We start from the raw sequence: 12,385 nt of genomic DNA on the forward strand, positions 1-12,385 counted from the left end.
GCGGCGGGCGAGGTAGACGCATGCGACTCGTTCTGGCATCGAACAACGCGGGCAAGCTCGCCGAGCTGCAGCAACTCTTCGCGCCGCTGGGCGTCGAGCTGGTGCGGCAGTCCGAGCTCGGCGTCGGCGAGGCGGAAGAACCCTTCCGTACCTTCGTCGAAAACGCCCTGGCGAAGGCACGCCATGCCGCCGCGGCCACCGGCCTGCCGGCCATCGCCGACGATGCAGGCCTGTGCGTCAATGCCTTCGGCGGGCTGCCGGGCGTCGACACCGCCTACTACGCCACCCAATTCGGCTACCCCAAGGGCGACGCCAACAACGTGCGCGCGCTGCTCGAGCAGATGGCGAACGTCGACGACCGCCGCGCCGCGCTCGTCAGCACCCTCGTGGCCCTGCGCAGCGCGGACGACCCCGAACCGCTGATCGCCGTCGGCCGCGCGCCGGGCGAGATCACGCGCGAGCCCATCGGCGACAACGGCTTCGGTTTCGACCCGGTGATGTTCCTGCCCAGCGTCGGCAAGACCTTCGCGCAGCTGTCGCCCGACGTGAAGAACGCGCACAGCCACCGCGGCCAGGCTGCGCGAGCCATGCTGGCGCTGATGCGCGCCAACTGGATGTGAAAGCGTTGGTGCCCATCGCCGCGGCCGTCGAGCCCGGTGCGCTGCACGCCAACGACGTGCTGCACCTGATGCGCCCCGGCCCGTTGCAACTCGCCGCGCTGCCGCCGCTGTCGCTCTACGTGCACCTGCCCTGGTGCCTGCGCAAATGCCCCTACTGCGACTTCAACTCGCACGAATGGCGCGCCGGCGGCGAGCCGCTGCCCGAGCAGCGCTACCTCGATGCGCTGGTCGCCGACCTCGATGCCGCGCTGCCGCTGATCTGGGGCCGCACCGTCCACACCATCTTCATCGGCGGCGGCACGCCCAGCCTGTTCTCGCCCGAGGCCATCGACCGGCTGATCGGCGATCTGCGTGCCCGCCTCAAGCTGGCGCCCGACTGCGAGATCTCGCTTGAAGCCAACCCCGGCACCTTCGAGCGCGACCGCTTCCGCGCCTACCGCGGCGCGGGCGTCACGCGCCTGTCGGTCGGCGTGCAGAGCTTCAACGATGCGCACCTGCAGGCGCTCGGCCGCGTGCACGACCGCGCGCAAGCCATTGCTGCGGTGGAGGAAGCCGCCAGCGCCTTCGACACTTTCAACCTCGACCTCATGTATGCGCTGCCGGGCCAGACGCCGGCGCAACTGGAGGCCGACCTCGCGCAAGCCCTGGCGCTCGCGCCGCCGCACCTGTCGGTCTACCACCTCACCATCGAACCCAACACCTACTTCGCCAAGTTCCCGCCCGTCGTGCCCGAAGACGACGATGCCTACGCGATGCTCGACCGCATCACCGAAGCGACGACCGCGCTGGGCATGACGCGCTACGAGGTGTCCGCCTATGCCCGCGAGGGGCATCGCTGCGCGCACAACCTCAACTACTGGCAATTCGGCGACTACCTGGGCATCGGCGCAGGCGCGCACAGCAAGCTGAGCTTCGCGCACCGCCTGGTGCGGCAGGTGCGCTACCGCGAGCCGCAGCGCTACATGGCCCAGGCCCTGGCCGGCGCCGCCGTCGCACAGAGCGACGAAGTCGCCATCGCCGACCTGCCCTTCGAATTCATGCTCAACGCGCTGCGCCTGCGCGAGGGCTTCACGCTGGCGCAGTTCAGCGAACGCACCGGCCTGTCGATCACCGCCATCCAGCGCGGACTCGAAGCCGCCGAGAAGAAGGGCCTGCTGCAGCGCGACCTGTGGCACGCCTGGCCGACCGAGCGTGGGCTGGATTTCCTCAGCGATCTGCAGACGCTCTTTCTGCCGGATGCGTAGATTCTTCGTGCGCCGTGCCGGCCATGTCCCGATGCCCGCATAAAATCGCGGACGTTGCGTCGCAACGACGTGGCATTGGAGAGTTGGGTGAGTGGTTTAAACCAGCAGTCTTGAAAACTGCCGACGTGAAAGCGTCCGTGAGTTCGAATCTCACACTCTCCGCCAAAAAAACGAACAAAAACAAGGGGTTACGCACCTCTCGAAGCCCATATCCGAACCCTCGAGTTCCCCTGGTAAGCCCAATGTAAGCGCAGCGCCCGCCGGCAGCTCTGGTTGAGCCAATCAAGATCAAGCTCTTCGGAGCGGGTTCACGCACGCCACTTCGTGACAGCAGTCCGCTACACCCCGACGAGTAGTTGCACGATGACTTTCGCTGCTACAGAAACAGCGAACCCGCCAAGCAGGCTGAGCGCGCCCCAAAGTAGACTTTTTCCATTTCGGCCCTTTGCGTCTGTAACCTCCTTCTTGTCTCCATCAGTAAGGCAAATATATGAGAGGTCCGACCAACGGTCGATTGAGTCTTCAGCCGCACTTCCAAGATGTTCCGCAAGTTTATAGGCCGTAAACAGGCCTACGCCTGCGGCAAGTGAAAATCTTAAAAATTCTACAGCTGTGGAAGAAGTAGAAATGAAGGATGGAACGCTGAAATAAATGAGTATGCTAACGACCAGGCCAGCAGTGTAGCGAGTGATGAGCGGCAGATAGTCTGTATGGTTGCGTAAAGATTTCCAGACTGGGTTTGTCATTGCTTTGGGCGCTGCGTTCACCCATTCGTCAACGGTATTCAGCAATGTGCGGGCCACCGCGTAGTCAACGTACTTAATGTTCACAACGGCCATGCGAGCACCGCCCATCATTCTGAAGATCTTTGGCATGTTGAACGGCATGCTGCTGTTCATCTTTCGTTGTATCGCGACGGGAGATGCGACCCTGACGGCTACGGTATAGCTCTGCGGCTGCGCCAACTTGGGCAGTACAATCAAGAAATTGTACGTTATTAAAACGCTTTCGACGGAGCTGCTGGACCCTGCATTGAATGCTTGAAAACGTTCAAATGAGCTGAAAACATCCTTGGTGTCGTTTACGTAAAAAACCGCTATGGAGCAATTTGCGGCCTGGATGTTGTATTGCTCGCAAATCTGTTGGATTCTCAGATTTAGCTGGAGAAAGTGATTTAACTCAAGTTGAAGTGGCGCATCATAAGTTTTGGATACCTCTTCAGACTTTCCCGTAAGCTCGTGGTAGATGTTTTGAAGTACCTGAATACTTATTGCGGTTCTGTTCGGCGTGCCCTCTCCAATAACGGCCATATCGCCCGTTGAGGGCACATTCTCACCATTTGAATTTTCGTTTTTCAAAGCCGCTCCGAGTGTAAAAAGACAGCGCTATTGCCGCTGCACGGATCGTTACACGACTGCGGCTGGGTGTCCACTGGTAGCTTGGCGGGCCCTGCGTCGTGCCGCCAGGTACTCGTCAGTAGCCAACAACGGGCGTGGTTCACATTGGCCGTCATCGGCCTTGCGCACCTGTGGCGGGGGCGTGATCGGAGGCGGTGCAGGGTCGGGCATGTCGCCACGCGAAGCAGAGACAAGCGCGTCCTGCATGCGCGAAGCGAATACCTCCCAGTCGTCTACGCTCGTGATGGGCGGCCAGCCGCCGACAGGTAGATCACGCTTCTCCCTGCGCTCCAGCTTGCGCACCCGGTTGCGCATGGCGACTGGCACGCGGATGCGCATGTCATTGCACTTCCCAGACCATGCCGGCCATGTCAGCAAGCTCTAAGAGCGCACGGACCCTGCCCATGTGGTCAAGGCCATGCAGTGCCGTTTGCCACAAGGCTTTCACCTGTTCGCCTTCAAGAAGCAAGAACAGGCGAAGGGGGATGCCCGATTCGACCTGGCCTTTGCCTCGGCGAAGGCGGTCAAGTCCACGCTGCGCGACCCTGACTCGCTCAAGTGGGAGTTCATCGGCGTCAACGATGACGCCACGGTCGCCTGCCTGAAGTACCGCGCCAAGAACGGCTTCGGAGGCATGAACGGCGAGTTCGCTGTCATCGCCAACGGCAAGGCCACCAGGTCGGCCGCCGATTGGAAGAAGCACTGTTCGGCGCCGCTGCACGAGGAGACGGTGGCCGGGGGGTGAAGCCCGGCCCCCCTGCGTCAGCCGCCGAGCACGGCCTTGAGGGCCATCGCGCTGAGCGTTTTAACTGCATCGAAGGAGAGTTCCACGCCCTTGGTGCTTGCAGTGGCTTTGACCCAACCCCACACCTTTGAGGAACGCATGGTGTCAAGCAGATCGTGACCGGCCATGGTCAACCTGGGGGCGCTGACGCCGTAGCTGAAATACCCGTCGGCGCCGCGGAGCACTTGGTAGCCATCGGTATAGCCGTTCTCTAGCAGCAGTTCGAGGTGACCGAAAAGGCGCTCCTGCTCCTTCTTGTAGGCGGCCATCTGTTCCGCGAACACCCTCTCCGACTGGTCGAGCCATTGCGGCGCTACAGGATCGTCGGCGAGGAAATCATTGCCCTCCTCGATGTCGATCAGCAGCTTGCGTATCAGGTCCCAGTCTCGTTTCATCTGTTGTCCCTCCAGGTTTAGGACGGATCCAATAAATTCGCGGCCACGCCGTCGAGCGGCCAGCCGGCGATCTGCAGTGCTTTCGGATCCCAAGCACTCTGTATCGCGACCACCGCATAGTCGAAGGTCTTCCTGTCGGGAGAGATCCAGAGGCCGAATAGTGGACCGCCACTCATGCCAGCGATGTCGGTGAGACCCGCCTGCATACGCATCACGGAATCGAGCTGCCCATAGAACCGTCGCTTCGTGCCCTGCTTGAGAACTTCCGAGACTTGCTCGAGCTCGAGCACATCGGCCGGAATCGCAAGCAACGCTTGCCGCGCCCGAGCGCCCGTGAAGGCGACCTTCTCCGTTGGGACGCCCGCAAGGACCAGCATGTCGAAAGGCCGGTCAGAGAGGCGTTCGAAATCGCGCGCCATATCGATGGGATCGATGCCGTTGCGGCGAAAGGTCTCCTTGTGAAAGTCGTTGATCGCTGTCCAAGCCAAATCGCTCCCGCCCTGTACGTAGGGCAGGCTGTCAACCTCATCGAGGCGAATGTCGACGACGACGCTTCGCTTGTCCGGGCCGTCCGCGAACGCGTCCGTCAGATCCCACGATTCGATGGTCTCGCCGCGAAGTGCCAGCGTTCGTAAATCCTCGATCACGTGGCCGGCCATCAGCAGGAACCACGTCTCGTTGTGCACCACGAAGAAGCCCGAAAACGAGTACGTATGCACCTGGCTGCTTGCGTCGATCGAGGTCACGGTGACCGCTACGACGTGACGGCCGAATAGCTGCGGCAGCCGTGCATCGTCCACCGAGGTCAGCATGGTGAAGTCGTGCATGTGATTGAACCTCCCGTTCCGCATCCTACCTTCGCGCCTTCGCGTTCGCCTGCGCCCTCGCCAAGGGAAACTTCATCACGGACCTCACTGGAAACTGCTACACGGACCCCACCAGGGCACGGGGAATGGTTGCCTACCTGGCCGACCAGGTTGCCACGGTCCAACACCGGGGCCACGAACCATGAAGACCGACGGGCCCGTCGCGTTCGACAGCGACACCGAGCAGCCGACCGCCAGCTGCGCTTCGCCCTGAAGGAACTGCAGCTGGCCGTGCGGAAGGCCAACGCGATCGGCTTCGGCGGCCAGTTCATCGGTGGCGGCCAGCAAGCGATCCGGATAGTTGAGCACTCGCGCGGGGAACTGAGGTAAAGCGCCGCATTGCCCCCATCGAGCGCGCCGGGCTTCTGGTGCTCCTGGCGCGCATCCAGTGCCGGCACAGTGGCGTGCAGAAGCTGCGCATGGCCTCGGACCTGACGCAACTGCGCGAGCGTGCGGCTATGGCGGGCCTACTGACAACTCGGAGCGTTCGCTAGCAAGGACTCAAGGCCGTATTGGTCGCGGATAGGCACGCCGTTCCTCGAAGAGGAAACTGTCGAGTTCGCGGTCCGTTGGCGCATCTGCAGCGTTTGTGGCGCGCATGTTAGCCACTTGTTTCCGGATCCGACGCTCAACGAAACTCCACGGCGCAGGAGGGGGTCGCCCCACATCGTTGATGTATTGTTGAAGCAGAGACTTCGCTGAGGGCTTGATTTCTTCGTCTTCGAAAGCAGACATAGGCGACGTTCTTCTTGTTCTTGTGGTCGACCGGGCTCGCTACACGCCTTCGAGTTCCTGAGCAAAATCTTCATTGAGGCGTCGAGCTTCTGCTTTCATCGCCTCAACGTCCTTCCCGTCGAGCATCTGCGGATGCCGCTGCCTGAGCAACATCACCAGACGGTTGATCAGTTCCATATCGTGCGCCTCAAGAATCTTCGTCAAGTTCATACGAGCCAACCTTTCTAAACCACCCAAAATCAGCCAAAGTGCAGCAAGGATCGCGCCTAACGCACCGCCGAAGGTGAAGGTGGTCTTTAGAGCCACCGCGGCAGCGAATCGTTTCGGCGCATCAGTCCTAATTCGCGCAAGGTCTGGATCTCCCGGCCACGTTGCACCATTCAACGTCTCGACCCATGGTCTCGCGGCGGTCAACGCGTCAGGATGTAACGACCACCACGAAAAAAGGACGAAAAACAGAACGATGCTGATGCCCGCAACAGAACTCACCTGCGGGTGCTTTCGTGCCAGCGCCCTGCATCGCCCCACCTTAGTTTTGCTCCAGCCCCACATAGCGACCGTTTGTTACATGGAACGCTGTCCCCGTCAATATCTCAAACGTGTGGCGTGTGACAAACGGCGCGTGCAAGACGCAACGCCGACCAACGGTCAGCAAGCGCCCAGGTGAAGGGCGTACCACCCTGTTAGCCAAAACCTGCAGATCGACGGTTTCTGGCCCAAGTCGTGGGCCGACATTGTTTTTGTTGGTAGGGATGATGGAAACACTAGCTAACGTCATGGAAACGCGCATGGATGCTGGAGACTGTGCGGACACACTCTCCGCCAGGGATCGATGTCCCTCGTCGACGCGGGGCAGTTCGGCATCCCTACCCATCCACGTCGACAGTGCGACCGGGTGGACCGGTGTGAGGCGCTCTGAGCCCTAGGTTGGAGCCAGGATCTCTGGGAAGAGCGGCTTGCGCGGCCGCCTGCAGGTCAGGCAGTTGGCCGCCCAGTGGGCGGCACTCGCGCTGCCCGCGAGCCTGCACTTGCCCCGTTTGCACATCACTTCCATTTCGTCGCGAGATCTGCCGGCCAGCGGGCGCAGCGCGTCGTCGAAGGCGTGGTCGAGTTCCGTTCGCTGCAGCGATCGTCCATGCAGCCGAATGGCGCCGCATCCTTAACCGAAAGTTAAGAATGATTTAACCCGGGCGCCGGAACGTGCAGACGCATGGGTTCCAGAATGAAATTTTTGGGCGACAGGTCTGTGATGAAGACATACAAGATTGCAACGATTCCCGGTGATGGCATCGGCAAGGAGGTCGTGCCAGCCGGCCGGCAACTGCTGGAAGCCCTTGCTTCGACCAGCAACAGCTTCGGCTTCGAGTTCGAGGACTTCGGCTGGGGCGGCGACTGGTTTCGCGCACACGGCGAGATGATGCCGGCCAACGGCCTCGATGCGCTGCGCGACAAGGACGCCATCCTCTTCGGCTCGGCCGGCGACCCGCACATTCCCGACCACATCACGCTCTGGGGCCTGCGGCTGAAGATCTGCCAGGGCTTCGACCAGTACGCCAATGTGCGGCCCACGCGCATCCTGCCGGGCATCGACGGTCCGCTCAAGCGCTGCGGTCCGAAGGACCTCGACTGGGTCATCGTGCGCGAGAACTCCGAAGGCGAATACGCCGGCGTCGGCGGCCGCGTGCACCAGGGCCACCCGATCGAGGCGGCGACCGACGTGAGCATGATGACCCGCGCCGGTGTCGAGCGGATCATGCGCTTCGCCTTCAAGCTGGCGCAGGCGCGCCCGCGCAAGCTGCTCACCGTCGTCACCAAGAGCAACGCGCAGCGCCATGCGATGGTGATGTGGGACGAGATCGCGGTGCAGATCAGCAAGGAATTCCCGGACGTCACCTGGGACAAGGAACTGGTCGACGCCGCCACCGCGCGCATGGTGAACCGGCCCGCCACGCTCGACACCATCGTCGCGACCAACCTGCACGCCGACATCCTGAGCGACCTGGCCGCGGCACTGGCCGGCAGCCTGGGCATTGCGCCCACCGGCAACATCGATCCCGAGCGGCGCTACCCGTCGATGTTCGAGCCGATCCACGGCTCGGCCTTCGACATCATGGGCCAGGGCCTGGCCAACCCGGTCGGCACCTTCTGGTCGGTCGTGATGCTGCTGGAGCACCTGGGCGAGGCTGAAGCGGCTCGCCGCGTGATGCGGGCGATCGAAGCCGTGACCGCCGATCCATCCCTGCACACGCGGGATCTCGGCGGCACCGCCACCACGGCGCAGGTCACGCAGGCCGTGTGCGACCAGGTGAGCGGAGCGGTGCAGCGCAAGGCTGCTTGAGTTTTTCCTGCCGAGGCCCCGGGGGCCCGGATGACTACAACGAAGTCCAGGGGTTCGGCGGCGCTGCCGCCGGGTACCCGAAGGACCTTCTCGGAGACAAGCATGAAGCATCGAATCGAACTGAAGCGCCGCCAACTCGGCCGGCTCGCCGCCGCTGCGATCGGGCTCGCCCTGGCGCCCTCGGCCTTCGCGCAGGAGCCGTGGCCGTCCAAGCCGATCAGCATCGTCGTGCCCTTTCCCTCGGGGGGGACCACCGATGTGCTGGCGCGCGCGCTGGCGGACGCGCTGTCGAAGAGCCTCGGACAGCCGGTGGTGGTCGAGAGCAAGCCCGGTGCCGGCGCAACGCTCGGCGCCGACTACGTGGCCAAGGCCAAGGGTGACGGCTACACCCTGCTGATGGGGGCGGTGCATCACACGATCGCGACGAGCGTCTACAAGAAGCTGCCCTACGACTTCCAGAAAGACCTGCAACCGGTGACGACGGTGGCCATGGTGCCCAACGTCCTGGTCGTGAATGCCGCGCTCACCCCCGCGAAGAGCGTGGCCGAACTGGTGGCGTTCGCGAAGACATCTCCCACCGAACTGGCCTACGGCTCGAACGGCAATGGGACGGCCCAGCACCTGATCGGCACGCAGTTCCAGGCGAGCACCGGCATCAAGCTGCTGCACGTTCCGTACAAGGGAAGCGGCCCGCTCACGACCGACCTGCTCGGCGGGCAGGTGGCGATGTCCTTCGACACGATCACGCCGGTTCTCCAGCACATCAAGGGCGGAAAGTTGCGCGCGCTGGCTGTCACGACCGCCAGGCGCTCGTCGGTGCTCCCGGATGTGCCGACGCTGCAGGAGGTCGGCCTGAAGGGCTTCGACATCGGCACATGGTTCGGCGTCCTGGCGCCCGCGTCCACCCCGAAGGACGTGGTCGCCAAGCTCAATGCCGAGATGGTCAAGATCATCAAGTCGCCCGATTTCGCCCAGCGCATGCAGGCCATCGGCGCGGACCCGATCGGCGACAGTTCCACGGAGATGGCCACCCGCATCCGTGACGAGACCAACAAGTTCGCCAAGCTGGTGAAGGACGGAAACGTCACCGTCGACTAGGGCGGGCGAGAGCCCGCCGGCAAGGTGACGCCACCTGCGCAAGGGGGCGAGCCTTCCGCGGAGGTGGCCGATGTCACCGCGGCCCTGGGGGCCTGGCATCGCTGCGCCAGTGCGTCGGCGCTGCCGGGGTGTGCGGTTGCCGATCGATCGCGGCCGCGCTCATGCCCTGGCGGGCGCGCTTTTCTGCGTGAACGAGAGCGCCAGGAAATCGACGAAGGCCCGGACTCTGGCGGCGAGCTGATGGCGCTGCGGGTACACGGCGTAGATGTCCGCGTCGGGCGTCGCATACTGAGGCAGCACCTGCACAAGACGTCCGCTGCGAAGGTACCGTTCGATGTCCCATTCCGCTCTCATCACGATGCCGTGCCCGGCCAGCGCCCAGTTCACGGCGATCTCGCCGTCGTTGGTGGCGAGGCTGCCGCGCGTCTTGACGGCCTCGGTGCGCGCGCTGCGCCCCCTGCCGGTGGTGAGCCGCCACACCCCGTAAGCCTCTTCGCCTTGACGGATGCCGATGCAGTTGTGCCTGGCGAGATCGTTCGGAACCTTGGGGATGCCATGTTTGGCCAGGTAGGTGGGCGCTGCGCACAGCAGGCGCTGATTGGCGGCGATGTTTCTGGCGATCACGCGGCTGTCCGGCGGCGCGCCGAAGCGCACGCAGACATCGAACAGGTCTTCCGTCGGCGCCGGTGGGTTCACGGAGAGCTGCAGCTGCACTTCGACCTCCGGGTATCTGCGGGCGAACACGGAGATCAGGGGCGCGACGTGGCTTCGTCCGAAGCCCAGGGTCGCATTCACCCGCAGAAGGCCCTTCGGCTTCTCCTTCGACAACCCGAGGACCTCCTCCATCCCCTGGATCTCGATGAGGATGCGGCGGGCATTTTCGAGATACAACTCGCCTTCGGGCGTGAGGCTCATCCGGCGGGTCGAGCGAGTGATCAACAGCACGCCGAGTCTCGACTCCATCAGAGACAGGTGCTTGCTCACGGCGGCGGTGGAGACGCCCAGCTCCCGCGCGGCGGCGCTGAGGCTGCCGGCGCTTGCCAGCGCGGAGAAGAAGCCCAGGTCGCCGGGCAGGATGAGGTTGCTCATGATGAGTGTCCGTCGCGTCCGTTGCGCGTTCCCGCAGTGGGTCGATTGCTTGTCTCTGGCGGCCGCCAATATAGCGTGATGCACACCTCACCTCGAAGACACAACCGACGGAGACGCCATGCGACATGAACTGAACTTACGCCTTCTGGCCATCATCCCCGCGACGCTGCTGGTGGCGGCCTGCGCCCACCGTGCACCGCCGCCGATCGAGGCGCTGCTGCGAGAGAGCTGTGCGGCGTTGGCCGGCCAGGTGGTGGCCGCCGGCGAACTGGCGCAGCCCAGCGGCGCGGCGGCGGTCGTTTCGGCGCGCCTGATGCCCGCGAGCGCGGGCCTGCCCGAGCATTGCCGGGTGCTGGGCGCGATCGCTCCGAGAAGCGCGAGCGCCGATCCGATCCGCTTCCAGCTCAACCTGCCGATCCCGTGGAACGGCAAGGCGCTGATGTATGGCGGCGGCGGCTTCAACGGTGTTCTTGTCACGGGTCTGGCGCCTTTGCGCGATGCGCCGGCGGGAACACCCGTTCCCCTGGCCCGTGGCTATGCGACCTTCGGGACCGATTCGGGTCACGACGGCACGTCGTATCCCACCGATCCCGCGAGGTTCGCGCTGGATGACGAGATGTTCGAGAACTTCGCTTTCGCCTCGTACAAGAAGGTGAAGGACGCGTCCACGGCCCTGATCGAACGCTACTACGGGCGCAAGCCCGCGCAGCAGTACTACTTCGGCGGGTCGGAGGGCGGACGCGAGGGTCTGCTGCTCGCGCAGCGCTTCCCGCAGGATTTCGACGGCATCGTCGCCGTGGTCCCGGTCATCCAGTGGAGTGGCCTCTTCAACGGGTTTCTGAACTTCACCAAGCCGCAGTACGACGGCGGTGTGCTCGACGCTGCCAAGAGGCGATTGATCGCCGATGCCGTGAACAACGCCTGCGACGGCCTCGACGGCTTGGCCGACGGGGTGATCCACAACTACCTGGCCTGCCCGGCCCGCGTCGACGTCCAGGCGCTGCGGTGTCCCGGCGGCAAGGACGCCGGCGATGCCTGCTTGTCCGATGCGCAGATCGCGACCTTCGACGGCGCCTACCGGCCCACGGTCCTGCCGTTTGCACTGGCGAACGGGCTGACCACCTATCCGGGGCGCCTGTTCGGTGGCGAGATCCAGCCGGGCGAGGGGATCGAGCGCTGGATCAGCGATGGGAAAGCGCCCGGCATTGACGCGCTCACGACGCAGGCCCGGGCCGTGGTGTATGGCCTCAGCTACGCGCGCAACGTCATTGCGCGCGACCCGAAGTTCGATGTCCGCCGTTTCGACCCGACGAACTTCCGCACGCGCATCGAGCAGGTGTCGGCCATGATGGACGCCACGGACCCGGATCTGAGCGCCTTCCTTCGCCGTGGCGGCAAGCTCATCATTCGCGAGAACACCGGCGACATGGCGCAGAGCCCGCTTGCCGGCATGCAGTACTACGAACGCGTCGTGGCGCGCATGGGGCCGCACGACGTCGAGCGCTTCATGCGCCTGTATGTCTCTCCGGCATCGTCGCACGGGGGCACCGCCGTGAGCTTGACGACGGGCGCGCCCGTGCCCACGAGCATCGACCTGCTGGCCGCCCCGGACCGGTGGGTCGTGAACGCGCGTGTGCCCGACGACGTGCTCGTCCAGGTGCACAACGAGCCGATGGCGCCCTATCGAACCGTTCGTTCGCGGCCCCTGTGCCGCTACCCGGCCTATCCGCACTTCGTGGCCGGGGAAGGGACGACGGCGGAGAACTTCCGGTGCGCGGGGCGGTGAGGGGCGCTTCCGGGCGCTCGACGGCATGAACTC

General features: G+C 64.0%; 11 protein-coding genes and 1 tRNA gene. 7 read left to right on the forward strand and 5 right to left on the reverse strand.

Going from position 1 to position 12,385, the window contains the following annotated elements:
* The first annotated feature begins 20 nt into the window (after positions 1-20).
* The 3 genes from rdgB (at position 21) to N8A90_RS17785 (ending at position 2,029) form a co-directional block, all read left to right on the forward strand.
* Positions 21-620 carry an RdgB/HAM1 family non-canonical purine NTP pyrophosphatase gene (gene rdgB / locus N8A90_RS17775; RefSeq protein WP_262076320.1) on the forward strand — a complete coding sequence of 200 codons (600 nt, stop codon included), beginning with the start codon at positions 21-23 and terminating at the stop codon, positions 618-620.
* Positions 617-1,864 carry a radical SAM family heme chaperone HemW gene (gene hemW, locus N8A90_RS17780; RefSeq protein WP_410087702.1) on the forward strand — a complete coding sequence of 416 codons (1,248 nt, stop codon included), beginning with the start codon at positions 617-619 and terminating at the stop codon, positions 1,862-1,864. Before rdgB ends, hemW begins: the two co-directional genes overlap by 4 nt.
* Positions 1,865-1,941: 77 nt before the next feature.
* A tRNA-Ser gene (locus N8A90_RS17785) sits at positions 1,942-2,029 on the forward strand.
* A 173-nt stretch (positions 2,030-2,202) separates the two neighbouring features.
* Here the strand turns inward: N8A90_RS17785 and N8A90_RS17790 are convergent.
* Positions 2,203-3,222: a hypothetical protein gene (locus N8A90_RS17790; RefSeq protein WP_262076322.1), complete on the reverse strand. Its 1,020-nt coding sequence runs from the start codon at positions 3,220-3,222 to the stop codon at positions 2,203-2,205.
* Between the two features lie 445 nt (positions 3,223-3,667).
* Between N8A90_RS17790 and N8A90_RS17795 the strand changes: the two genes are divergently transcribed.
* Positions 3,668-4,006: a hypothetical protein gene (locus N8A90_RS17795; RefSeq protein ID WP_262076323.1), complete on the forward strand. Its 339-nt coding sequence runs from the start codon at positions 3,668-3,670 to the stop codon at positions 4,004-4,006.
* 17 nt (positions 4,007-4,023) lie between these two features.
* Here N8A90_RS17795 and N8A90_RS17800 read toward each other — a convergent pair whose 3' ends face one another.
* From N8A90_RS17800 to N8A90_RS17810, 3 genes are all read right to left on the reverse strand, one after another.
* Positions 4,024-4,440, reverse strand: a complete 417-nt coding sequence (locus N8A90_RS17800) for a DUF2513 domain-containing protein (RefSeq protein WP_262076325.1) — start codon at positions 4,438-4,440, stop codon at positions 4,024-4,026.
* Positions 4,441-4,457: 17 nt separating this feature from the next.
* Positions 4,458-5,267: a hypothetical protein gene (locus tag N8A90_RS17805; RefSeq protein WP_262076326.1), complete on the reverse strand. Its 810-nt coding sequence runs from the start codon at positions 5,265-5,267 to the stop codon at positions 4,458-4,460.
* Between the two features lie 813 nt (positions 5,268-6,080).
* Positions 6,081-6,530: a hypothetical protein gene (locus tag N8A90_RS17810; protein ID WP_262076327.1), complete on the reverse strand. Its 450-nt coding sequence runs from the start codon at positions 6,528-6,530 to the stop codon at positions 6,081-6,083.
* 760 nt (positions 6,531-7,290) lie between these two features.
* On the opposite strand from N8A90_RS17810, the gene N8A90_RS17815 reads away from it, so the two are divergent.
* Together N8A90_RS17815 and N8A90_RS17820 are read left to right on the forward strand one after the other, a co-directional pair.
* Positions 7,291-8,379 (forward strand): tartrate dehydrogenase, encoded by a 1,089-nt coding sequence (locus N8A90_RS17815; protein ID WP_262076328.1) that lies wholly within the window; start codon positions 7,291-7,293, stop codon positions 8,377-8,379.
* A 102-nt stretch (positions 8,380-8,481) separates the two neighbouring features.
* Positions 8,482-9,477, forward strand: coding sequence for a Bug family tripartite tricarboxylate transporter substrate binding protein (locus N8A90_RS17820; RefSeq protein ID WP_262076329.1), 996 nt, complete (start codon positions 8,482-8,484; stop codon positions 9,475-9,477).
* A gap of 159 nt (positions 9,478-9,636) precedes the next feature.
* On the opposite strand, the gene N8A90_RS17825 is transcribed toward N8A90_RS17820, so the two are convergent.
* The gene (locus N8A90_RS17825; RefSeq protein WP_262076330.1) at positions 9,637-10,566 is read right to left on the reverse strand and encodes a LysR substrate-binding domain-containing protein; all 930 of its coding nucleotides are present in this window, start codon (positions 10,564-10,566) and stop codon (positions 9,637-9,639) included.
* Positions 10,567-10,684: 118 nt separating this feature from the next.
* Between N8A90_RS17825 and N8A90_RS17830 the strand changes: the two genes are divergently transcribed.
* On the forward strand, positions 10,685-12,352 hold the full coding sequence (locus tag N8A90_RS17830; protein ID WP_262076331.1) for a tannase/feruloyl esterase family alpha/beta hydrolase: 1,668 nt from the start codon (positions 10,685-10,687) through the stop codon (positions 12,350-12,352).
* Positions 12,353-12,385: the final 33 nt, after the last annotated feature.

Origin of the sequence: Variovorax sp. N23, assembly GCF_025486315.1 — a bacterium.
Taxonomy (GTDB): Bacteria; Pseudomonadota; Gammaproteobacteria; order Burkholderiales; family Burkholderiaceae_C; genus Variovorax.